Raw genomic sequence first — 22,157 nt, 5'->3', positions numbered from 1 at the left:
ACGGGTTCAGGTGAGCCGTTCGGCGTCGTCCGGGGTGTCGACGTCCGCGCAGAGCGCCGAGGGCACGGGCACCTCGACGAGGTCGAGCGGAGCGGTGAGTCGGCGGAGCGACGCGCCGTCGACCTCGCCCAGGGCGGAGACCGCCCGCCGCAGGGCCGCCGAGCGGTACACCGCCAGGAGCGGCTGGCGCCGACCGTCGTCGTCGACCGCGACCCATCCGTCCGCCGCGGTGCTGGACGAGGGGCCGTCCTGAGCAGCGCCCGCCCGCAGCGCCGCGACCGCCTCCACGGGACGCACCAGGTCGCAGGCCAGCACGAGCGTCGTCGCGGCGCTCGCCGGTACCGCGTCCAGTGCGGCCGCGAGCCCGCTCACCGGTCCGCCGAACGGTGGGTCCTCACGGACGAGGACGACCTCCGCCGGCGCCCTGGTGCCGTCGCGGAGGCCGACGACGACGGTCCGCCGAGCACCGGTCGACGCGTCGAGGGCGCGGTCGAGCAGGGTCGAGCCCGCGGTGCCGAGCGCGGTCTTGTCGATGCCGCCCAGCCGTGTGGCCCGTCCACCGGCGAGCAGGACCGCGTCGAAGTCGGAGCTGTCGGACACGTCCGAACGGTACCGCGTCAGCGGCCGCGCCCAGCAGCGCCCGGATCCGCGGGGAGGGTCCAGGTGGCGCCGGGGGTCGCTGCGGCCGGAGCACCTGGCGAGGGCCGGCGTCGTCCGAGTTCGGCGAGCGCCCGTTCGGTGTTCCGCAACCCGCGCCGCGTCTGCCACAGGGTGAACCCGAGGAACCCGAGGAAGAACACGACGAACAGGAGCCAGACCGGGCCGACGCTGACGGCCATGACGACGCTGAGCACCGAGAACAGCCCGAACACGACGGGTGCCAGCCACCGGTTGCGGCGCCACTGCCGCCGGTACCGCTCGAGCTCCGAGGTCCACCGGCTCGTGTCGACGTCGTCCGGCACGACGCCCGTGCGCATGGTCTTCTGCATGTCCGTGACGGCGTCGGCTCCGCCGGCTCGACGCCGTCGGACGCCGATGATGATGCCGAAGACGACGGTCATCACGACGGCGGAGAAGAGCGCACCGATCAGCCGCGCGCCGACGGTGATCCGCGACGGGTCGCTCAGGAACCCGATGCCGAAGTACACGCCTCCGACCACCACGAACATGATCGGCAGCAGCACGGGCAGCGGGAGACGGTTGAAGCGGTCCACTGGTCCTCCTCGGGTCGCTCCGCAGCGTGCTCCGTCCGGCACCCGGCCAGCTGGGACCGGTGTCCCCCGGTCACGGCCCTGGAGGCGCGGCTCGGTTCCGGTGGGCGCCGCTCGGCCGCACGGGGCGTTGCCGAGGGCGGGCAGCCCGCGCTCAGCCGCAGCGCTCGAGTGTGAAGGAGGGTTGGGCGTCGAAGCCGCCCCGACCGGAGCCGGAGCCGTGCCCGGCGGTGTCGGACGGACCCCAGTGCCGGACGGTCGTGCAGCCGAGGGCGTCGGTCGCCTGGACGACCGGGTCCGAGGCGGTGGCGGAGGACGCGACCACGACGAGCCGGTCGGTCCCGGTCGCGACGAGCCGCTCGACCTGGGCCGCGGTGAACACCGGCACCTGGCCGGAGAAGCCGCCGTCGGTGAGGACCTCGCGCCCGGTGTCGCCGATGACGTCCGCCGAGATGCGCCACGAGTCCGTGATGAACAGCGGACGCCCGTCCCGACCGCCACCGTCCTGTTCGGCCGTGCGGACGAGGGAGGCCTCGCTCGCCGACAACGACGGGTGACCGCCCCAGACGTCCGGCACCGAGACGTGGAACGCCGAGTGCAGCACGACGCTCCGGTCCGCCCCGGCCATCCCCTGTCGGGCGAGCGCGAACGCCCGCTCCGGGGTGCGACCACCGAACGCGTACGCCCCGGTGCCCGCTCCCACCGACGCGTCGCCGCCGCTGCCGTCCCGTGCCGCGTCGAGCGCCTGCAACGAGAAGCAGGCCGGTCCTGCGATCACGGCCGCGACGAGCAAGGCCGTCGTCGCCCGTCGTCCCCGCGCGCCGGGCCGCACCGACGCTCCGCCCCAGCGCACGATCAACGCGATGAGCGCGACGATCGTCAGGCCCACCGCCACCGCGCCGAGCATCGTCGGCTCAGCGGACGACCGCGCGAGCCACGCCCACCACGCACCCTGCACGACGAGGAGCCCGACCGGGACGATCCGGAGCCGACGGTCCGACGCGTCGACGAGTGACGCCGCGCCCCACCAACCGACGGCCCCGAGCACGGCGAGCTGGACGCCGATGCCGGCCACGTACGCGGTGTGCGGGAGGCGCATCACCGACAGGACCACGAGCGCGGTGGCCAGCCACACGACGACCGTGACGAGCGCCGCGAAGGCGGGACGGGCCTCCCGGCCGGCGCGACGCGGCCACCAGCGGACCGCACCGATCCCGATCCCCACCACCGCTGCGGGCCACGACCACCCCACCTGTGAGGCGTAGCGCGGCGAGAAGAGCTGCAGCAGGGTCGTCCCGCTGCGTCGCGGCCCGCCTCCGAAGGCGTGGATTCCGTGGGTCAGGTGCGCGCCGGCGCGCGCGAAGGCGCCGCCGAGGGCGCTGACGGCGCCCGGCCAGGCGCCGGGCAGGAACCGGTCCACGCCGTTGTAGCCGAAGACCATCGCGAACACGCTGTCGTCCGTCGAGCCGTCCACGTACGGGTGGTCCGCCGTCGGCAGCAACTCGACGACGACCGACCACGCGAGGCTCGCGACGAGCGTCGACGCGACGAGCACGGCGACGTGCCCGATCGTCCGACGCCACCGCGCACCCGGCACCGCCAGCGCGACCACGGTGCCCACGACGAGCGCCGGGACGACCAACCACGCCTGCAACATCTTCGCCTGGAAGCCGACGCCGACGAACAGCCCCGCGAGGACGAGCGGCCACCAGCGCCCGGTGAGCGCCGCCCGCTGCCACCAGACCAGCGCGACGGCGAGCGCCATCGTGAGCAGGCCGTCCTCCATCGGGTGGCCGAACATCGACACGAAGATCGGGGTGGCCGCCGCCAGGGCCGCCGCGACGAGCCCGACGCGGGCGCCCGCCCACCGCAGTCCGACGACCGACACCGCGACCGTCGTGACCGCGCCCTCGACGACCTGCGGCAGCGCGAGCGCGGCGGTGGACATGCCGAACAGGTGCACGCTGATCGCCTGGGGGATCGCGAAGCCCGCGAGCTTGTCGAGCGTGACGGTCGCGTCCGGGTCGAAGGAGCCACTGAGGAAGGCCGGCAGGGACTCGGACATCGAGCGCGCGGCGGCGGCGTAGAAGTCCGAGTCGCCGCCCCGCGCGAGGTTCCAGCTCGTCAGGACGGCACCGATCACCACGACGGCGACGAGGGCGGCGAGCTGGCGGCGCGGCTGGTGCAGCCAACGGGCGGGTCGCGCGCCGGTGCGATCGGGCATGGTCATGACGGCAATGTGCTGCGTCCGTCGATGAGGGAGCCGGGGATATGCCCGGCTCCGGCAGCGGGTTCGTTCAGGTGGGGTCCGGGTGGGGCGCGTGCGGCGTACGGTCCGCGGCATGCTGTCCACACGTCCTGGCCACACCATCGGTCTCGCCAGCACTGTCGTCCTCGCGGCGGTACTCGTCGCGCAGATCAGTCCCGTCGCGGCTGCCTCCGCCGACACCCGGCCCTCGGGCGTCGACCTGCACCTGACCGTCGACGCGGACCAGGAGGTGAACGACGGCGCTCCCGTCGTGTACCGGTTCCACGTGTCGAACGACGGCACGGAGCGGGCCACCTCGGTCACCCTCAGGTGGGCCTACCAGCAGCCGGTCGAGCCGGCGCAGCCGACGGACGGCGGCTACGTCGACGTCCACGTCGCGCGGCCCCGTGCCGCGCACTGCTCGGTCGACACCGCCGCGCACCTGGTCGTCTGCCATCTGAACCCCATCGCACCCGGTGCATCGACCAGCGTCACGTTCGCGGGCACCGGCGAGGCCGGGAGCGCGACCTTCCCCGGGCTCTTCGGCTCGTTCCACGCGGAGGTGCACAGCGCGGTGCGCGACCTCGAGCGGTCGGACAACTCCATCGAGGGCGGTTGGGTCGTCGACTCGCCGCGGTGAACCCCACCGGCTCCGGCGCAGCGGCCGCTCCGGAGTCCGCGGACGATCCGTCGGGTCCGTGACGCCGCGGTCAGCGCCGCGGTCGACGCCGTTCGTGGAGCCGTCTCCCGCGTCTGACCGTCGACCGTGCCGCGCCCACCGGTAGCGTGGGTCCATGCCCCGCTTCACGCCACCGCCGGCCGACGCCGTCCGCGCACGACTCCTGGACGCGGCCCGCGACGAGTTCGCGTCGCAGGGGGTGACCGGGGCGAAGGTCGAGCGGATCGCCGCCGCTGCCGACAGCAACAAGGCCCAGCTGTTCCACTACTTCGGCGGCAAGGACGGCTTGTACGAGGCACTCCTCGAGCAGACCGCGACCGAGCTCGCCGCCGAGGCCCCGCTCGACGTCGGCGACCTGGCCGAGTACGCCGGTCGTCTGCACGACGCCTACACCCGTCGGCCGTGGGTGCCGCGGCTCCTGACCTGGCACCGGCTCGAGGGCCGTCCGGTCGAGTCGCTCGCGGGCGCCCGGGCGGATGCGGTCGCCACGGTCGAGGCAGCACAGCGAGCTGGCGCGCTGCCCCGGACCTTCCGCCCGGCCGTGCTGCTCGGGCTGGTCGAGCACCTGGCGGTGTTCTGGGCGGAGACCGCGCCCGAGGCCGAGGGGTCGGTCGCGGCAGTGGCCCCGCAACGACGTCGGCAGGCCGTGGTCGAGGCGGTGGCGGCGCTGCTCGGACGGTCGGGGGATTCCCGGCCGCGCGGGAGTTCGCTGGGCGCATGAGCGAGTTCGTGAGGGACAACCCGGCCGCCGGACCCGAGGAGCCGGACGCGTACGGCATCGACCTCGTCGACGGCGACGAGCCGTCCGTCCGCCTGCTCGTGCGCGGCGAGCTGCCGGAGTCGGTCGAGCACGACGGCCGTACCTGGGTCGCCACCGACGAGACGCACGACCCGGGCGACGACGGCCCGCCGATCGCCGTGTTCCGGCCGCAGGACTGACCGTGGCGGCATCGGACGAGACCGGCCCGTTCTTCCACGGCACCCTCGCGGCGCTGCAGGAGGGCGACCTGCTCGTCGCGGGCCGGCCGTCGAACTACCGCCCCGAGGTCGTGATGAACCACGTCTACTTCACGGCGCTCCCGGACGGCGGCGGGCTCGCCGCGGAGCTCGCGGTCCTGCTCGCCGGCGCCGGCGAACCGCACGTCTACGAGGTCGAGCCCACCGGAGCGTTCGAGGACGACCCGAACGTCACCGACAAGAAGTTCCCCGGCAACCCCACGCGGTCGTACCGCACGACGGCGCCGCTCCGGATCGTGCGCGAGGTCCACGACTGGACACGGCTGACGCCCGAGGCGCTCGAGACGTGGCGGGAGCGGCTGGCGACGATGCAGCGCGACCGGGCCGAGATCATCAACTGACGTCCGACGGCGGTCGCTGTCGGTCGTCGGACGTACTGTGCGACCATGCCCGAGGGTGACTCCGTCCACCGGCTCGCCGTGCGGCTCCGAACAGTCGACGAGGCGCTGGTCGTCGCCGGTGAACTCCGCGGCGGCCCGGACGCCGGGCACGCCTTCGGTGGGCAGCGCGTCAGCGGCCACGCCACGCACGGCAAGCACCTCCTCACCCGCTTCGACGACGGCACGACCCTGCACACGCACATGCGGATGCAGGGCTCGTGGACCGTGACCGCCCCCGGGCGACGGTTGCCGCTCCGCGTGGCGCGGGACGCCCGCGTGCGACTCGCGCTCGACGACGGCCGGACGGTGTGGGGCATCGACCTGCCGGTCGTCGAGCTCGTGCCGACCGCCGAGGAGTCCCGCGTCGTCGGGTACCTCGGTCCCGACCTCCTGCACGACGACTTCGACCGCGACGAAGCCGTCCGCCGCTGCACGAGCGACCCGGACGCGACGATCCGGGCGGTCCTCCTCGACCAGCGCCGGGTCGCGGGCCTCGGGAACCTCTGGGCGAACGAGCTCTGCTTCGTCCGCGGCGTCCACCCGGACCGTCCGGTCGGCGACGTCGACGTCGCGCCGGCCCTCGACACGGCGCGCCGGATGCTGCGGCACTCGGCGACCGTGCCGGACGCCTACCAGGTGACGACCGGGGTACTGCGACGCGGGGAGCGACACTGGGTCGTCGGGAGAGCCGGGCGACCGTGCCTCCGGTGCGGGACCCGGGTGCGGGCGCGCGACGACGTCGAGGTGGCGGGGTCGCCCGCGCGGCGGGTGTGGTGGTGTCCCCGGTGCCAGCCGGCGCCGACGACGCGCTGATCAACGGCGGCCCGAGCGAACTGCCGCCTCAGAGCACCCGCTCGAGCAACCGCAACGTCCCCGCGATGTCGATGCTCCGGTCGAGCAGCCACTGCACCTGCAACCCGTCGAACGCCGCGATGATGAGCGACGCCACCTGCTCGAGGTCGGCGTCCGAGTACCGCCCCGACGCCGCGAGCTCGTCCCGGAGCTGCGCCGCAAGGTCCGCCCGCACCGTCTCGAAACGCTGCGTGAAGAACGCCCGGGCCTCCTCGTTGCCGGGCTCCACCGACGCGCCGAGCAGCGTCGTGTACATGGTGACCAGCCCGGGCACGCTGGCGTTGTGGTCCGCCGAGTGGGCCATCCGAGGAAGTACCCCGTCGATGCCCGCCGTCCGTGCGACCGAGTCGGCGTCGCGCTGCCGGAGCACCTCGATCAAGAGGGCCTCGCGCGAGGCGAAGTAGTGCCGGAGCGCCGCGTGGGAGACCCCGATCGCGTCGCCGATCGCCCGCAGCGACGCGCCGTCGATCCCGCGCGTCGCGACGACGTCGAGCGTGCGGTCGAGGATCTCCTGCCGTCGCTGGACCCCCTTGGCGTACGGGCCGCGGACGCCGTTTCCCCCGGTGGAACTCACCGGTCCAGGCTACGGCGCGCCAGCTGAGGAGCGCGGCGCCGCGAAACAATCACTCGAAAAACTTCCACGCGGAGGTTTTGGATGCTACTGTCACCGTCACCTACCAGCACTAGGTATTCAGATGGGCACCAGCCCCTGTGGCTCGAGGAGGAGTCATGTCGACACCGACGTCGAAGGAAGAACCCAAGCCCGGTCTCGCCGGCACCGCCACCCCGCCGGTCACCGCGGCCGCCGGCGCGACGAGCGCCGACCCGGCAGCGGCATCGCGTGCGTTCTCGGTCGAGGGCATCACGCAGGCCGTGAGCGCGGTCCGCGTCGGTCGCGGCTACCTCTGGGCACTGAGCTTCGCCCAGTTCGGCCTGTTCGTCGCCCTGCTCACCCCGGTCTTCGTGAGCATGTCGATCAAGGCCGAGCAGCTCAACCCGAGCAGCCCCGAGACCGTCGTCGGATCGGTGTTGCCGTTCGGTGCCCTCGGTGCCCTGTTCGCCAACCCGTTGCTGGGCGCGATCTCGGACCGCACGCGCACCCGCTGGGGGCGTCGCCGCCCCTACATGGTCGGCGGTGTCGTCGTCTTCGTCGGCGCTCTCGCCTGGATCGCGTTCTCGGACAGCGTGCTACAGCTCACCCTCGGGTGGTTGCTGGCGCAGATCGCCGCCAACACGGTGCTCGCCACCCTCACTGCGAGCTTCGCGGACAACGTGCCGGAGTTCCAGCGTGGCAAGGCGTCGAGCGTCATCGCGCTCGCGCAGAACATCGCGATCCTGGCCGGCCTCTACCTGGCCGTCTACCTCGTCGGCAACCTGCCGCTGCTGTTCATCGCACCCGGCGTCCTGGCGATCATCGCCGTCCTGATCTACGCGTTCGTCGCCCGCGACGAGCTGCCGACGACGACGATCAAGCCGTTCAGCTGGATCAACCTCATCAGCTCGTTCTGGACGAACCCGATCACGCACCGCGACTTCGGGCTCGCGTGGTGGGGACGCTTCCTCATCACCTTCGGCACGTTTATGTTCACGACCTACCGCCTCCTCTACATGCAGGACCGGATCGGTCTCGCGCAGAAGGACGCCGTGGCGGTCGTCGCGTTCGGTGTGCTCCTCTACACCGTCGCCCTGCTCGCCAGCGCCGCGCTCTCCGGCTGGGTGTCGGACCGCCTCGGGCGCCGCAAGGTCTTCGTCTGGAGCTCCACTGCCCTCACCGCGGTCGGCCTGGTGATCCTGGCGCACGTCGACTCGGTCGGCGGGTTCTACTTCGCGGAGATCGTCCTCGGCTTCGCCTACGGCATCTACGCCGCGATCGACACCGCGCTCGTCGTGGACGTCCTGCCCGACCCGGAGCGTCCCGGCAAGGACCTCGGTGTCATCAACATCGCGAACGCACTGCCGCAGTCGCTCGCACCGGCCGTCGGTCTCTTCCTCCTCGGCATCGGCGGCGGGCAGAACTACACGCTCATGCTCTGGGGCGCCGGCGTCGCGGTCCTGCTCGGGGCCCTCGTCATCCTCCCCATCAAGTCCGTCAAGTAGCGCGGACACGCAAGGAGACCGCCCTGGAGGCGCGACCCGCGTCCGCAACGCGGGTCGCGCCTCCCGGCCGTCACCGCGACCCCGCGACGACGCGGGCAGAAAGGACCCACCATGGCACCCGCCATCTCCCTGCAGCTCTACACGGTGAACGCCGCGCTGGAGCCCGACCTCGACGGCGGCGTCCGCCGCCTCGCCGAGATCGGGTTCGACACCGTCGAGGCCTTCGCGTTCGTCGGTCGCTCCGCCGAGCTCAAGCGGGCGTTCGACGCGCACGGCATCAGCGCGAAGACCGGTCACGCCTTCCTCGTGCAGCAGGAGATCCCGCTGCCCGACGGCTCCGTGATGACCGCGCCGTCCCACGCCGAGACCTTCGCGGAGGCCGCTGAGCTCGGTCTCGAGATCGTGATCGACCCGTTCGTCGGAGCCGACGAGTGGACCACCCGCGAGGGCGTCGAGCGCGTCGCCGCCCGGCTGAACCAAGCGGCCGTCGAGGCCGCCGAGCACGGCATGCGCGTGGGCTACCACAACCACGACCACGAGCTCCGGCCGCGGATCGACGGCAAGCCCGCGCTCCAGGTGCTCGCCGAGCTGCTAGACCCCCGTGTCGTGCTCGAACTCGACCTGTACTGGGCCTCGGCGGCCGGCATCGACCTCGTCCCGTTCATCCAGGAGCTCGGAGACCGTGTCGTCGCCGTGCACGTGAAGGACGGGCCGATGCACGAGGGGATCTCCACCGCCTCGATCCCGACCGACCAGACCCCGGCCGGCCAGGGCGACGTCCGTCTCGCCGAGGCCATCGCCGCTGCCCCTGCGCTCGAGTACGCCGTCATCGAGTTCGACGGCTTCGACGGGGAGATCTTCGACGGGGTCGAGCAGTCCTACCGCTGGCTCGACGCCACACTGAACGCCGTCGAGACCGAGGCGGTGTCCGCATGACCCGCACCGGGAAGGTCGGCGTCGGGTTCATCGGCGCCGGCATGATCAGCGAGCAGTACCTCACGAACCTCACGCGGTTCCCCGACGTCGAGGTCGTCCGGATCGGCGACATCGACACCGAGCGCGCGGCGGCGTCGGCTGCGAAGTGGGGCGTCGCAGCGTCCGGCGACGGCGCTTCGGTGCTGGAGGACCCGGACGTCGAGATCGTGGTCAACCTCACGCTGCCGGCGACGCACGTGGAGGTCTCGACCGCCGCACTCCGCGCCGGCAAGCACGTGTGGAGCGAGAAGCCGATCGGGGTCGACCGCGGATCCGCCGCCGGTCTGGTCGCCCTCGCGGAGTCGCTCGGACTGCGGCTCGGCATCGCTCCGGACACCGTCCTCGGCTCCGGGTGGCAGACCGCCAAGCGCGCGATCGAGGCCGGTGCGATCGGGACGCCGCTGACCGCGGTCACGAGCTTCCAGTGGCAGGGCCCCGACGTCTTCCACCCGAACGCGTCGTTCCTCTACGCGGAGGGCGCCGGTCCGCTGTTCGACATGGGGCCGTACTACTTCACCGCCCTCGTGCACCTGCTCGGCCCGATCGCGTCGGTCGTGGCCACCGGCTCGAAGTCGCGCGACACCCGCCAGCTCGTCGTCGGCCCGAACGCCGGCCAGGAGTTCCCGGTCGAGGTACCCACCCACCTCTCCGTCCTGACGTCGTTCGAGCAGGGCGGCACCGCGCAGTCGCTGCTCTCGTTCGACACCCCGCTGTTCCGCCACGGCGTCTTCGAGGTGAACGGTACCGAGGGCACGATCGTCCTGCCCGACCCGAACACCTTCGGCGGCGGCCACTCGATCCGCATCGCACGGCCGCTGGGTGCCGATGTCTCGTTCCCCGTCGAGCAGGAGTGGGAGACCGTCCTCGACGAGGAACCGACCGCCGGCCGTGGGCTCGGCGTCCTCGACATGGCGCGGGCGATCCGCGGCGGCGGCGCGCACGTCGCGACGGGCGAGGTCGGGTACCACGTGCTCGACACGATGGTCGCCGTGGAGGAGTCCGTCGAGCGCCGCGCGTTCGTCGACGTCGAGTCGACCGTCGCGCCGATCGCGTCGCTCCCCGAGGACTTCGACCCCTTCGCGGCCACGCTCGACACGGTGGCTGCCGGGGTCTGACGACCCACCATCACGGACTGGAGGCCCTGCGCACGTCCGCCTCGCGCGGACCGTGAGCAGGGCTCCCGTCTGGTGGTCACGGCGCTCGGCCTGCCGGTCCGCGCGCCGAGTCTCGGCTCCACCGACTCCTTCGTGGGTACGGGGCCGCGGAAGTGTCCGCCCGACCGAGTCTCGGCGAAGCTGGCGGTCGCCCGCCCGGACAGCGCGACCGCGCGCCGGTCAGGCCCAGAGCCGCTGGGTCGGCACCGGCCGACCGAGTACCCGCTCTGCCGCGCGGTGCCCCGAGTACAGCGCCGCCGCCACCGTCGCCGGGTCGTCCGTCCACGTCGCCTCACCCGCGAGGTGCAGCACGCCGTCGATCGGCTCCGCGAGGTCGTCGTGGTCGGCAGTGGTCGACCCCGGCAGCATGTGCGCGTAGGACCCGAGCGCCCACGGGTCGTCCTGCCACGCGGTCACGAGCACCGAGGTCGGCGCGGCCACCCGGTCGCCGTACAGCCGTCGCAGCTGGTCGAGCACCGACGCGGCGACCCGCTCGGCGGACCACCCGCGGATCGCCCGCCCCGCCGGCCCCGCCGCGAACGTCAGCAGCGTCGGCTCGCCGTCGATCAGGGTGAGGTCGTACCAGGAGTGCCACCACGATCCCTCGGGACCGAGCTGCCGGACCGCGTACACGTCCTCGTCCCAGAACCGCTCCGGGAACCGCAGCACCACCTTCTCGAAGGCGTTCATCCGCAGGTGGCCGAGGGCATCCCGGTGTCGATCAGGAAGCGGCGGGTCGAACGTGATCGTGCCCGCTTGCAGCACACTGACGGGCACGGTCACGACCGCGCTGCCCGCGGCGAACGGCGTGGAGCGTGCGCCGTCGTCGACCGTGACGACAACTCCTCCGACACCCCGCGACACCGCGGTGACGGCGTGCCCGAGCCGGACCTCGAGTCCCTCGGCGAGGCGCGCGGGCAGCTCGTCGTACCCGTGCGGGAAGACGACCTCGTCGCCCTCGATCGTGTCGTCGTCGAGGCCGTGCGCGGCGAGCTCGTCCGCGCCGACCCCGTACTGCTCCTCGCTCCGGTGCTCGAGGTGCTCACGCACCCGCTCGGCGCGGTCGGCACCCCAGCCCTGCGCGGCCACCGCCCGTTCGACGACCGCGCGGTAGGAGTCCGCCGGGGCCGACGCCGCGATCACGTCCACGAGGGTCCGGTCGACCGCGTGCACGTCGGCGGCGAACCGTGCGGCCTCGCCGTCCGTCATGCGGCGACCGTCCGGTGCGTGGTACGCGATCGGTCGGCCGTCCACCTGGTAGCCGCCGACGGTGAACTCGACGGTCGGCAGCCCGAACGCCTGCGCCGCTTCCGCGACCGCGCTGCCGTCGACCCCGTGGATCCACGACGCGCCGAGGTCCGTGACCCGACCGCCGACCCGCTCGGTGTGCACCCGGCCGCCGATGCGGTCGCGGGCCTCCAGCACGACGACCCGGCGACCAGCGTCCTGCAGCAGTCGGGCCGCGGTCAGCCCGGCCACTCCCGCGCCCACCACGACGACGTCCCATGAGGTGGTGTGCACGCTGGTGCTCCTCTCCGTGACGGATCACGATCATCACAGGGTAGTGCGGATCTCGTCGCGAAGCGCTAGTTTCGGTGCTCGGATCCACGGTGCAGTGGATCATCCGCGACGGAATCCGTCGCGCGGCACATCCGAGAGGTGGCTGGTCATGCGAGACGGCGGAGTGGTGACTGCGGCCACCGACACGACGACGGTCGACAAGGGCCTGCGGACGGGCGCGCTCGGCCTGTTCGGCAGCGTCGTGATGGGCATCTCGTCCACAGCGCCGGCGTACAGCCTCGCCGCGAGCCTCGGCCTGGTGGTCGCGAGCGGGGGTGCGCTCCTCGCCGGGGTGAAGGCGCCGGCGATCATGCTCCTGGCGTTCATCCCGATGTGGATGATCGCGGTCGCCTACCAGGAGCTCAACAAGGAGGATCCGGACTGCGGCACGACCTTCACGTGGGCGACCCGCGCGTTCGGAGCGGTCACTGGCTGGCTCGGCGGCTGGGGCATCATCGCCGCGGACGTCATCGTGATGGCGAACCTCGCGCAGATCGCCGGCTCCTACGGGTACACCTTCGTCGGGACCGTGACGAACGACCCGGCGATCAGCGCGCTCGGGAGCAGCACCCTCTGGTCGACGGTGGCCGGTGTGCTGTGGATCGCCGTCATGACCGTCATCTGCTACGTCGGGGTCGAGGTCTCGGCCCGCCTGCAGTACGTGCTCCTCGGCGTCGAGGTGCTGGTCCTCGTCATGTTCGCATCGGTCGCTCTCGTGCGGGTCGGCACGGGGCACGGCGTCGTGGGATCGATCACTCCGTCGCTCTCGTGGCTGTGGCCGAGCGGCATGGACTTCGGGTCCGTGATCGCGCCGGCCATGCTCACCGCGATCTTCATCTACTGGGGCTGGGACACCGCGGTGTCGCTCAACGAGGAGACGAAGGACCCCGAGAAGACCCCCGGTCGCGCAGCAGTCATCAGCACCGTGCTGCTGCTCGTCATCTACGCACTGGTGTCGATCGCCGCGATCGCGTTCGCCGGGGTCGGCACGAAGGGCATCGGCCTCGGGTCGCAGACGAACGCGGACGACGTGTTCTCCGCCATCGGTCCGACGCTCTTCGGGGACTCCTTCATCGGTCACGCCGCGATGGCGCTGCTCGCGTTCTCGATCCTGACCTCCGCGTCGGCGTCCACGCAGACGACGATCCTGCCGACGGCTCGCACCGCGCTCTCGATGGCGGCGTACAAGGCGATCCCGACCCAGTTCGCCCGGATCCACAAGCGGTTCCTCACACCCACGTGGTCGACGATCGGCATGGGGCTCGCGTCGATCGGGTTCTACGTGCTGTTCACCGTCATCTCGACGAACCTGCTCACCGCACTGATCGGGTCGGTCGGCCTGATGATCGCCTTCTACTACGGGCTCACGGGCTTCGCGTGCGTCTGGGTGTACCGCCGCTCGCTGTTCTCGAGCGTCCGGAACGCGGTCATGCGCGGAGTCGTGCCGCTGATCGGTGGCCTCACGCTCGCCGTGACGTTCGTCTACGGACTCGTGCAGTTCGCCCAGCCGGACTGGCTGCAGGACGACGCGGGGCACGACGTCACGATCTTCGGCATCGGGGCCGTCGCCGTCGTCGGCATCGGGGCGATCCTCATCGGGGTCGTGCTCATGGTCGTCTGGTGGGTGCGGTCACCCGACTTCTTCGCCGGTCGGACCCTGACCGCGCGGACCCCGGTGCTCGTGCTCGACACCCCCGAGGGCATCCGGACCATGGGCCTGCCGGACTCCGGCCGAGAGCCGACCGTGATCGCGCCGGACATGTCGAACCTGCCGACCGGCAGCGTCGCGGTCGACGAGGAGACGGGCAAGCGCTTCCGACGGACGCGGTCGCGGCGCGACGGACGTGACGACTGAGGGTCCGGTGCAGCGCGTCCGCCCCGCGGCACACGTGACCACCTGACGCACTGGAGGCCCGGTACCAGCTGGTACCGGGCCTCCAGGCCGTCATGCGGTCACCCCTGATCCGAGCGGCCGCACACGGCGGGTCGGTCGCCCGACCCGCCGGGACGGCGTCAGCGCGCGGTGCGCGCTCCGATGCGCGGGACGACGAGGCCGAGGACGACCATCGCGACCGCGAGGATGAGGTGCAGCACGTTGTCGGCGCTGTTCAGCGGCACGAAGTTCGCACCGGTCGCCATGCCGGCCGTGAAGAGGCCGTAGATGAAGACGACGAAGTAGACGATGCCGCCGATGACGAGGTAGTTGCGCGAGCCGACGTGCGAACGGGCGGCGATGACACCGACGACACCGAAGAGCAGGTGGACGATGTTGTGCAGGACGGACACCTGGAAGACGCCGACGAGCAGCGCCATCGAGCCGTGGCCGGCCATCGACATGGAGCCCATGTCCATCGTGAGACCCGGGATGAAGCCGGCGATGCCGACGAGCAGGAACACGACGCCGAAGAGCAGCGCGACCTTCTGGGTCAGCGTGGCGGCGAAGCCGGTGCGGGCGGGTGAGGTGTGTGCGGTCATGGTGCGGTCCTTCCGAACGGTGGGTTCGAACTCGATGGGCCCGGGGCGGAGTCGCCACGGAACTGTCCCAGTCGCACAGGTTCTTCGGAGCGGACGATCCGGCGGTTTGGAGGAGTCCATGGGGACTCCCGTGGTTCCGGCTGCTGCGCCGTCGTGCTCCCGGAGGCCCTGTGCCGATCCAGCCTGCAGGTTGCCTGTGGATCCGGTTCGAGTCATTGCGTTCAGTGGACTCCTGCCCCTCCTTCTGGGGATGCACCAGATCGACCGCATCTCCGTCGCACGGGGGACGCGCATGGCCTGAGCGTCCCCCTAGCGTTGGCTGCGTGATCGAAGTCGAGCACCTCACCAAGCACTACGGACAGAAGATCGCCGTGAACGACGTCTCGTTCGTCGTCCGACCCGGGAGCGTCACCGGCTTCCTCGGGCCGAACGGCGCGGGCAAGTCCACGACGATGCGCATGATCATGGGCCTCGACCGCCCCACCTCGGGGAGGGCGATGGTCAACGGCGCCCCCTACCGCAGCTTCTCCGACCCGCTCCGGCAGGTCGGCGCGCTGCTCGAGGCCAAGGCGGTCCACTCCGGGCGGAGCGCGTACAACCACCTGCTCGCCCTCGCCGCGACGCACGGGATCCCCAAGGCCCGGGTGCACGAGGTCATCGACATGACCGGCCTCGACGCCGTCGCCAAGAAGCGGGTCGGCGGGTTCTCGCTCGGCATGGGGCAGCGGCTCGGCATCGCGGCGGCCCTGCTCGGCGACCCGAAGACGCTCATCCTCGACGAGCCGGTCAACGGGCTCGACCCCGACGGCGTGCTCTGGGTGCGGCAGCTCGCGCGGCGCATGGCCGCCGACGGCCGCACGGTCTTCCTGTCCAGCCACCTCATGAGCGAGATGGCGCAGACCGCTGACCGCGTCGTCGTCCTCGGCCGCGGCCGGGTGCTCGCCGACGCCCCGATCGCCGAGTTCGTGGCCGGTGGCGGCAACGGCGGCGGGAGCCGCGTGCTGGTCCGCACCCCCGCGCCGGACCAGCTCTTCGGCGCCCTCGGCTCCGCCGCGTCCACCATCACCCCGCGCGAGGACGGTGCCTTCGTTGTCGTCGGACCCGACGCGCAGCGCATCGGTGACGTCGCCGCCCAGGTCGGCGCGCCGATCCACGAGCTCACCCCGATGGGCGCCAGCCTCGAGGAGGCCTACATGGCGCTCACCCGCGACGACGTCGAGTACCGATCGGAGGGCGTCCGATGAGCGCCGTCACCATGCCCCGCTCCACGAGCCTCTCCTTCCCACGACTCGTGCGGAGCGAGTGGATCAAACTGCGCAGCATCCGGTCGACGGTCTGGTGCTACGCCATCGTCGTCGTCCTGACGCTCGCGATGGCGTACCTGCTCGGCGCTGTCGACACCGGCGTCCAGCGTGGTGCTCCGACCGCCGTGGCGAACGAGCTCATCGTGCAGGTCAGCGCCGCCAGCGTGTCGCTGACCGCGCTCGTCGTCGGGGTCCTCGGCGTGCTCATCATCACCGGGGAGTACGGCACCGGGCAGATCCGGTCCACCTTCACGGCGGATCCCAGGCGCACCGGCGTCGTGCTGGCCAAGGCGTTCGTCCTCGCGCTGACGACCTTCGTGGTCAGCGCCGTCGCCACCTGGATCGGCGTCGCGATCACCACCGCGCTGCAGGCCGGCCGGGACATCCGCCCCGACCTCGCCGATCCGGCGGTGTTCATGCCGATCCTCGGGTCGTCGGTCTACGTGACGCTCGTCGCGCTCCTGGCGTTCGGCATCGGGCTGCTCGTGAAGTCGAGCGCGGGCGGCATCGCCATCACGCTCGGCATCCTGCTCGTCCTGCCGACGATCGTGCAGATCATCGGCGGCCTGACCAACCAGCAGTGGATCATCGACGCCTCGCAGTTCCTGCCGTCCTCCGCGGGAGCGCAGCTGTACACGTTCGACTCGGGCGGGCAGCAGGGCGACGGCCTGCACCTGGGCGGCTGGGGCGGCTTCGGTGTCCTCGCGGGTGAGGTCGTCGTCGTCGGCGCGATCGCCCTCGCCGCGGCGCGCTCCCGCGACGTCTGACGGGTCAGCTGGGCGGCTGCTCGACTCGGCGGCCGCTCGGCCGGGCACGGTGTGCGCGCGTCGCGGGCCACTTCGGTTGACTGATCGTCATGGACGAACCGGTGCGGGCGTTGCCGCGGTGGGCCGAGGTCGGCAGCCTGGTCGTGGCGGTGCTCGCGATCGTGCTGGCGGTCGTGCTGCGGCTGGCGCCGACGGGCGACCCGCTGGACACCGTGCGCTTCGTCTTCCTGCTCGTCGGCCTCGCTGCCATGGTGACCGCACTGGTCGTGGGTCTGACCGCGATGGGCCGAGGTCGCTTCGGCGTCTCGCTCCCGGCGGGGTCGCGGGCGCTCGACCGCAGGACTCGACGGCGCGTCGGTGCAGCGGCGGCGGGCCGGATCGAACCGCCAGCCGGGAGCGAAGACCTCGTGCAGGTCACCGCGCGTCGCATCCTCGCGCAGGCGCGGACCTCGGTGTTCGTGTTCACGGGCGTGATCGTGCTGGAAGCTGCGAACGCGTCCGGTGACGAGCCGTGGCGCTGGCTCTTCGTGCTCGCCGCGATCATGTTCACGGTCGCGCTCGTCATGACGCTGCGGCAGCTCCGCGGCGCGGAGCGTGTGCTCGGACGGTCCCTCGGCGGCGCGACGGTCGCCGCGGACGAACGGCGCTAGCGGCGACCGAAGACCGCGGCGAGGGCCTCGCGGAAGCGCGACGGCCGCCGAGGAGCGAGCGGCACCGCACGCGTGTGATTCGGGAAGGCCAGGTCGTGCAGCATGTTCCGTTTCGACCCGTCCCAGTTCGCGAAGAGGTACGCCCCGCCGAACGACGTGAGGCTCCGGACCGGCGTGCGCTTCCAGTTCCGGGCGACGTAGTACCCGGAGTGGCCGGCGCTGATGTTGCGGATCACGGTGTCGACGTCGATGACGCTCGTGGTCGTGACGACGGCGGTGATGCCCGTGCGGTCGCGGGCGACGTACTCGATGCGGTGTTCGGACACGGGAAGCTCTTCGTGCTGGAGGGATCGGGGTGGGGACGCGGAACCGCCGTTGCTTCCGGAGGTCAAGGATACGTCGAGGACTCACAGGACGTCACGATCCGTGCACGATCTGTCCCGTTCCGCGCCGTCCGGACGATCGTCGAGAGCCCGAGCGGCACGCGCGACTCGGGGTGCGGCGCACACGTCTCGCGACGAGCGACACTGCTCATGCTCACGGCTGCGAGGAGTGTCGCTGACGCCGAGTCTCGTGCAGGAGCCACCCGCCCGGACCGTCAGCGGGTGCGCTCTCGGCGCAGGGAACGCAGCACGCGCATCAGGACGTCGAGCTTGACCTGCCCCGCCGTGTACGGACGGCCGAGCGCCGTGCGGGGGAGGAGCACGAGCACCCGGTCGTCCGTCCGGGTGGTGCGGAGCGCGACGTCGACCCGCTGTCCGCGGCGATCCTCGGTCACGAGGTCGATGTGGTCGACGTCGTCCCACGCCAGGTCGGACACGGGCCCGGCGCTGTCCGGCGTCCAGCCGTGCAGTCCGTGCCCGTCCACGGTCCAGATCGTCGGGGCGGGATCGCCGACCGGCTCGACGGGGAGGTGGAACCGGACCGGCCCGTGCTCTCGGATGCGCGCGAGCGTCCGGCGGTCCGACCGGCCGCGGGAGCGGGACCCGACGGCGATCCAGATGCCCCACGCCAGCAGGACGAGCGGGAGCAGGAGGAAGGACAGGCGGCGGTGGCCGCTCGTGAACCAGTCGAGGTGCGGGACCTCGAGCACCAGTGACCCGCCCCCGATCACGACCAGCAGGACCACCGCGACGATGAGTCCCCACCGTGGTGGTGCCACACCGTCCCGCAGCCGCTGCACCCACCGGTCGGCCTCGTACTCCACCCGGCCATCCTGCCCGCGTGCGCTGTGCGGTGGCCGCGCCTCGTGCCTCCGAGCTGATCTCCGTGCCGCGTCCGCCGCAACCCGCCGTTGCGGCGCCACAACGGCACGCTGCTGGCGACGGTGCGTGCACACGACCATGCTGGGACGGTGCCACCGACCCTCACCACCGTCCGCCCCGCCCTGCCCGGCGTCGTCGTCGCCGTCGTGATCGGCATCGTCGCGACCGTCGTCGCCACCCTCGTGCCCGTCGTCGGCGGACCGGTGCCGGCGGTCGTGCTCGGCGCACTCGTCGGCTGGCTCGTCCGCCGACGGTCCGACGGTGCGCTCGGCCCCCTGGCTCCCGGGGTGAAGTTCGCGTCGAGCCGGGTGTTGCAGGCCGCTGTGGTCCTGCTCGGTGCGCAGCTCTCGATCGGGGCGGTCCTGCGCATCGGCGCCGAGACGCTGCCGGTGATGCTCACGACCCTCGTCGTGTGCCTCGTCGGGGCGTGGCTGATCGGCCGCGCGCTCAGGGTGTCGTCGACCCTTCGGACGCTGATCGGCGTCGGCACCGGGATCTGTGGTGCCTCCGCGATCGCCGCGGTCACCCCGGTCATCGGCGCCGTCGGAGCAGACGTCGCCTACGCGATGTCGACGATCTTCCTCTGCAACATCGCCGCCGTCTTCCTGTTCCCCCTGCTCGGACACGCGCTGGGCCTGTCGCAGCACGCCTTCGGCGTCTTCGCCGGCACCGCAGTCAACGACACCTCGTCGGTGGTCGCGACCGCCACGGTCTACGGTCGCCAGGCGACCGACACTGCTGTCGTCGTGAAGCTCGTCCGGACGCTCATGATCATCCCGATCGTGGTCGGACTGGCCGGCCTGGAGGCGCGGCGCACTGCCCGCGAGCAACTCGCGTCCGGCGACGGCACCGGTCGCGCCGGGGGCGTCACCGTGTTCCGGTTGGTGCCGTGGTTCCTCATCGGGTTCCTCGTGGTCGTGCTGCTCCGGACCGTCGGGGTGCTGCCCGCGGCTGCCGCCCCGGGGTTCGCGACCGTGGCCACGTTCCTCATCACCGTGGCGCTCGCCGCGATCGGGGTGTCGACGGACTTCGGCGCGCTCCGTCGGGCGGGGTTCCGCCCGATGCTGCTCGGCATCGTGCTGTGGGCGCTCGTGGCGGGGACGAGCCTCGGGGTGCAGGCGGCGTTCGGGATGCTCTGACCGCGAGGGGACGGTCGTGGACGTCGAGATCTCGGCCGCTGCGTTCCAGCGGGCCTTCCGTGAGCTGGACGATCGTGAGCCGATGGTGCTGCCGGACGGCGACGCACTGCGACGTCATCCACCGTTTCGCAGCCGGGAAAGCAGGCGTGCGTTCGCTTCCTGCCATTCGTTCGTCCCCGTCTCCTCCCACGACTCCGCGAGTTCGCCGTCCGGCAGCGTGGCGACCTCGACCGCCCGCGCGGCTCGGTCCGCGAGCCGTCGGTTGGGCTTGCGCGCCCGGTGGACGAACCGCGCGATGCCCTCCGTGTAGGCGTCGGTCTGCGAGGGTCGACCGAGTCCGTGCGCGACGACCTCTGCCGCCGCGATGGCCGTGGCGGCGACGTCGGCGTCGAGCGGGAGCGGGCTCCGAGCCACGCGCTCGAAGGCCGCCTGGACGACCGTCCACCGCCTCTTGCCGTCGAGTTCCCCGACGAAGTCGGCCGCCGTGTCGTTCCCGACCGGCTCAGCGCTCCACGTTCCCACACCGCGAGGGTACGACGACCGGAGCGAGAGCTCGCCGACCCCGACTCAGTCCGACGACCGGGTCCGCGCGGCGAGCTCCACGAACGCCGCGGCTGTCGCTGACGGGGCCCGCCCGCCCCGCCAGACCGCGGTGAGCGGCCGGACGAGTCGTGCGTCAGCGATGCGGACCCGGACGAGCCGTCCGAGCGCCAGGTCGTCCCGCACCGCGAGCACCGACAACACCGCGGGACCCGCCCCGCGGACGACGGCCGCGCGGACCGCGGCCGTGCTCGCCACGACTTGCGCCGGGTCCGCGACGGCGTCGATGCCGTGCTCGTGAACGAGCGACTCGAACGAGGAGCGCGTACCCGATCCGTCCTCGCGGGTGACGAGCGGTGTCGCGGCGAGTTGCCGGATCGGCACGGCGGCACGGCTGGCGAAGGGGTGCCCTGGCGGGGCGACCAGGACGAGCTCGTCGTGCGCCACCACCCGCGTCCGGAGATCAGCGGGCACGTCGGTCGTCTCGACGAAGCCCAGGTCGACCTCGCCTGCTCGGACGCGCGCGACGACCTCGACCGAGTTCATCGCGGAGAGTTCCACGCGGGCGACGCCGGTCGTCGCGGCCTCGACGATCCACGCCGGGGCCAGGTGTTCGGCGATCGTCAGGGACGCCGCGATGCGGACCCGGTGAGCAGCGGGTGCACGGAGGTCCGCGACCCGCTCGTCGAACAGGTTCGCCGCCGCGAGCACCTCAGCTGACCACGCGGCGACCGACCGGCCGGCCTCGGTCGGCTCGACCCCGGTCGAGGTCCGATCGAACAGCCGCAATCCCAGCGCGTCCTCGATCCGTCGGAGCCGTGCGGAGACCGCCTGCGGACTGGTTCCGAGCGTTGCCGCTGCCCGGGCGATGCTGCCACCGGCGTGCACGGCGACGACGACCTGCAGGGCGTCGAGTTCGGTGCGGGCCACGGGTCGACCCTACTTCCGGCGGTGAGCGGGACGATCGGAGCAGCTCGCGTCACGGTCTCGTGACAGCCCGGACCGCACACGGTCGCGGCGCCAGCCACGGAGGCGCTGGCGCACGAGCACGGCCGCCACGGCCCTGCGACAGACGGTCCCTACCGTCCGTGGTGTCCCGAAGGGCGAACGACCCGGCGGACGGAAGGGAACGAGCACCATGAAGCTCTCCACCAGCGCACTCCTCGCATCGGCGGCGGCGGTCGCCGTCCTGGGCGGGGTCGTCACCACGGCCTCCGCGCAGGCCGCGTCGACGCAGGACACCACGGCGCACACCGCCGCTGCGCGCGTCCTCGCGGCGCACGCCGCCCAGCCGCCCAAGCCCGGTCGCCAGGACCACTACCGCTCGACGGACTCGGTGCGGGGACTCACGCGTGCTGTGTACCGCGCGAGCCACCCCGGCCTCGAGATCTGCAGCGGCGACTTCGCGTCACTCGTGACCGCCGTCGGCGACCTGCGCGGCGACGGCCACACGTCCTGGCTCGTCGACACGACCTGCGCCGGGGCGACCGGGAGCACCCCGGACGAGGTGGCGCTCTACGAGTCGACCGGCCGCGGCACCGCGCGGTCCGCCGTCCTCTCGGCCGCGACGGCGACGCCACGGACGAGCGCGTACCCGTACACCTGGGGCGCGCACACCGTCGTCCTGGCCTACCGCGGAGACTCGCAGTACCGACTCGTGCGACTGACGCCGAACGCGGTCGACCGCGGCCCGATCGTCGCGTTCCACTGACGCGGACAGCGTCACAGCAGTCGCCGACGGGAGGGCCGGAGCACGTGAGCAGACCTGCTCACGTGCTCCGGGCCTCCCGTCCGTCTCGAGGCCGCAGCCGCGCCCCGTCAGACGACCCGCGAGTCGATCACGG

At 72.3% G+C, this 22,157-nt stretch carries 24 protein-coding genes; 14 read left to right on the top strand and 10 right to left on the bottom strand.

The window, feature by feature from the left end; genetic code table 11:
* Positions 1–6: 6 nt before the first annotated feature.
* From mobA to ABC270_RS16155, 3 genes are all read right to left on the bottom strand, one after another.
* The gene (gene mobA, locus ABC270_RS16165) at positions 7–600 is read right to left on the bottom strand and encodes a molybdenum cofactor guanylyltransferase (protein WP_412881747.1); all 594 of its coding nucleotides are present in this window, start codon (positions 598–600) and stop codon (positions 7–9) included.
* A gap of 17 nt (positions 601–617) precedes the next feature.
* Positions 618–1,214 (bottom strand): hypothetical protein, encoded by a 597-nt coding sequence (locus tag ABC270_RS16160; protein WP_412881746.1) that lies wholly within the window; start codon positions 1,212–1,214, stop codon positions 618–620.
* A gap of 151 nt (positions 1,215–1,365) precedes the next feature.
* A complete protein-coding gene (locus ABC270_RS16155; RefSeq protein ID WP_412881745.1) occupies positions 1,366–3,441 on the bottom strand; it encodes an ArnT family glycosyltransferase in 2,076 nt (691 codons plus the stop codon).
* Between the two features lie 112 nt (positions 3,442–3,553).
* Here ABC270_RS16155 and ABC270_RS16150 point away from each other — a divergent pair, with 112 nt between their 5' ends.
* The 5 genes from ABC270_RS16150 (at position 3,554) to ABC270_RS16130 (ending at position 6,348) form a co-directional block, all read left to right on the top strand.
* Entirely contained in the window at positions 3,554–4,099 is a 546-nt protein-coding gene (locus tag ABC270_RS16150; protein WP_412881744.1) for a hypothetical protein, read from the top strand.
* A 154-nt stretch (positions 4,100–4,253) separates the two neighbouring features.
* Positions 4,254–4,859, top strand: a complete 606-nt coding sequence (locus ABC270_RS16145; RefSeq protein ID WP_412881743.1) for a TetR/AcrR family transcriptional regulator — start codon at positions 4,254–4,256, stop codon at positions 4,857–4,859.
* Positions 4,856–5,077 carry a hypothetical protein gene (locus ABC270_RS16140; RefSeq protein ID WP_290133924.1) on the top strand — a complete coding sequence of 74 codons (222 nt, stop codon included), beginning with the start codon at positions 4,856–4,858 and terminating at the stop codon, positions 5,075–5,077. Before ABC270_RS16145 ends, ABC270_RS16140 begins: the two co-directional genes overlap by 4 nt.
* Before the next feature lie 2 nt (positions 5,078–5,079).
* Entirely contained in the window at positions 5,080–5,496 is a 417-nt protein-coding gene (gene arr / locus ABC270_RS16135; protein ID WP_412881742.1) for an NAD(+)--rifampin ADP-ribosyltransferase, read from the top strand.
* A gap of 45 nt (positions 5,497–5,541) precedes the next feature.
* Positions 5,542–6,348, top strand: a complete 807-nt coding sequence (locus ABC270_RS16130) for a DNA-formamidopyrimidine glycosylase family protein (protein ID WP_412881741.1) — start codon at positions 5,542–5,544, stop codon at positions 6,346–6,348.
* A gap of 28 nt (positions 6,349–6,376) precedes the next feature.
* Here the strand turns inward: ABC270_RS16130 and ABC270_RS16125 are convergent, their stop codons facing one another.
* The gene (locus ABC270_RS16125) at positions 6,377–6,961 is read right to left on the bottom strand and encodes a TetR/AcrR family transcriptional regulator (RefSeq protein WP_412881740.1); all 585 of its coding nucleotides are present in this window, start codon (positions 6,959–6,961) and stop codon (positions 6,377–6,379) included.
* A 155-nt stretch (positions 6,962–7,116) separates the two neighbouring features.
* Here ABC270_RS16125 and ABC270_RS16120 point away from each other — a divergent pair, with 155 nt between their 5' ends.
* From ABC270_RS16120 to ABC270_RS16110, 3 genes are all read left to right on the top strand, one after another.
* A complete protein-coding gene (locus ABC270_RS16120; protein ID WP_412881739.1) occupies positions 7,117–8,484 on the top strand; it encodes an MFS transporter in 1,368 nt (455 codons plus the stop codon).
* Between the two features lie 111 nt (positions 8,485–8,595).
* Entirely contained in the window at positions 8,596–9,420 is an 825-nt protein-coding gene (locus ABC270_RS16115) for a sugar phosphate isomerase/epimerase family protein (RefSeq protein WP_412881738.1), read from the top strand.
* A complete protein-coding gene (locus tag ABC270_RS16110) occupies positions 9,417–10,574 on the top strand; it encodes a Gfo/Idh/MocA family protein (protein ID WP_412881737.1) in 1,158 nt (385 codons plus the stop codon). Before ABC270_RS16115 ends, ABC270_RS16110 begins: the two co-directional genes overlap by 4 nt.
* A gap of 219 nt (positions 10,575–10,793) precedes the next feature.
* Here ABC270_RS16110 and ABC270_RS16105 read toward each other — a convergent pair whose 3' ends face one another.
* Positions 10,794–12,134 (bottom strand): flavin monoamine oxidase family protein, encoded by a 1,341-nt coding sequence (locus ABC270_RS16105; RefSeq protein ID WP_412881736.1) that lies wholly within the window; start codon positions 12,132–12,134, stop codon positions 10,794–10,796.
* 166 nt (positions 12,135–12,300) lie between these two features.
* On the opposite strand from ABC270_RS16105, the gene ABC270_RS16100 reads away from it, so the two are divergent.
* A complete protein-coding gene (locus tag ABC270_RS16100) occupies positions 12,301–14,028 on the top strand; it encodes an APC family permease (protein WP_412881735.1) in 1,728 nt (575 codons plus the stop codon).
* A gap of 158 nt (positions 14,029–14,186) precedes the next feature.
* Here the strand turns inward: ABC270_RS16100 and ABC270_RS16095 are convergent, their stop codons facing one another.
* The gene (locus ABC270_RS16095) at positions 14,187–14,648 is read right to left on the bottom strand and encodes a DUF4383 domain-containing protein (protein WP_058726631.1); all 462 of its coding nucleotides are present in this window, start codon (positions 14,646–14,648) and stop codon (positions 14,187–14,189) included.
* A 323-nt stretch (positions 14,649–14,971) separates the two neighbouring features.
* Between ABC270_RS16095 and ABC270_RS16090 the strand changes: the two genes are divergently transcribed.
* The 3 genes from ABC270_RS16090 (at position 14,972) to ABC270_RS16080 (ending at position 17,369) form a co-directional block, all read left to right on the top strand.
* Positions 14,972–15,892 (top strand): ABC transporter ATP-binding protein, encoded by a 921-nt coding sequence (locus ABC270_RS16090; protein WP_412881734.1) that lies wholly within the window; start codon positions 14,972–14,974, stop codon positions 15,890–15,892.
* The gene (locus ABC270_RS16085; RefSeq protein ID WP_412881733.1) at positions 15,889–16,719 is read left to right on the top strand and encodes an ABC transporter permease; all 831 of its coding nucleotides are present in this window, start codon (positions 15,889–15,891) and stop codon (positions 16,717–16,719) included. Before ABC270_RS16090 ends, ABC270_RS16085 begins: the two co-directional genes overlap by 4 nt.
* Before the next feature lie 89 nt (positions 16,720–16,808).
* On the top strand, positions 16,809–17,369 hold the full coding sequence (locus ABC270_RS16080) for a hypothetical protein (protein ID WP_412881732.1): 561 nt from the start codon (positions 16,809–16,811) through the stop codon (positions 17,367–17,369).
* Here ABC270_RS16080 and ABC270_RS16075 read toward each other — a convergent pair.
* Positions 17,366–17,695 carry a hypothetical protein gene (locus tag ABC270_RS16075; protein ID WP_412881731.1) on the bottom strand — a complete coding sequence of 110 codons (330 nt, stop codon included), beginning with the start codon at positions 17,693–17,695 and terminating at the stop codon, positions 17,366–17,368. The genes ABC270_RS16080 and ABC270_RS16075 overlap by 4 nt on opposite strands.
* Positions 17,696–17,967: 272 nt before the next feature.
* Positions 17,968–18,576, bottom strand: coding sequence for a hypothetical protein (locus tag ABC270_RS16070; RefSeq protein WP_412881730.1), 609 nt, complete (start codon positions 18,574–18,576; stop codon positions 17,968–17,970).
* A gap of 147 nt (positions 18,577–18,723) precedes the next feature.
* Here ABC270_RS16070 and ABC270_RS16065 point away from each other — a divergent pair, with 147 nt between their 5' ends.
* A complete protein-coding gene (locus ABC270_RS16065) occupies positions 18,724–19,773 on the top strand; it encodes a YeiH family protein (RefSeq protein WP_412881729.1) in 1,050 nt (349 codons plus the stop codon).
* 114 nt (positions 19,774–19,887) lie between these two features.
* Here the strand turns inward: ABC270_RS16065 and ABC270_RS16060 are convergent, their stop codons facing one another.
* Positions 19,888–20,295: a DUF4259 domain-containing protein gene (locus ABC270_RS16060; protein WP_412881728.1), complete on the bottom strand. Its 408-nt coding sequence runs from the start codon at positions 20,293–20,295 to the stop codon at positions 19,888–19,890.
* Between the two features lie 45 nt (positions 20,296–20,340).
* Positions 20,341–21,243, bottom strand: coding sequence for a LysR family transcriptional regulator (locus tag ABC270_RS16055; RefSeq protein ID WP_412881727.1), 903 nt, complete (start codon positions 21,241–21,243; stop codon positions 20,341–20,343).
* Between the two features lie 208 nt (positions 21,244–21,451).
* On the opposite strand from ABC270_RS16055, the gene ABC270_RS16050 reads away from it, so the two are divergent.
* Complete coding sequence (locus tag ABC270_RS16050; RefSeq protein ID WP_412881726.1) at positions 21,452–22,024, top strand: hypothetical protein; 573 nt, start codon at positions 21,452–21,454, stop codon at positions 22,022–22,024.
* Positions 22,025–22,157 lie beyond the last annotated feature (133 nt).

The organism is Curtobacterium phoenicis, assembly GCF_047238015.1.
In the GTDB taxonomy this organism is placed as follows: Bacteria; Actinomycetota; Actinomycetes; order Actinomycetales; family Microbacteriaceae; genus Curtobacterium.
This window is presented reverse-complemented; position numbering and strand designations above follow the sequence as displayed.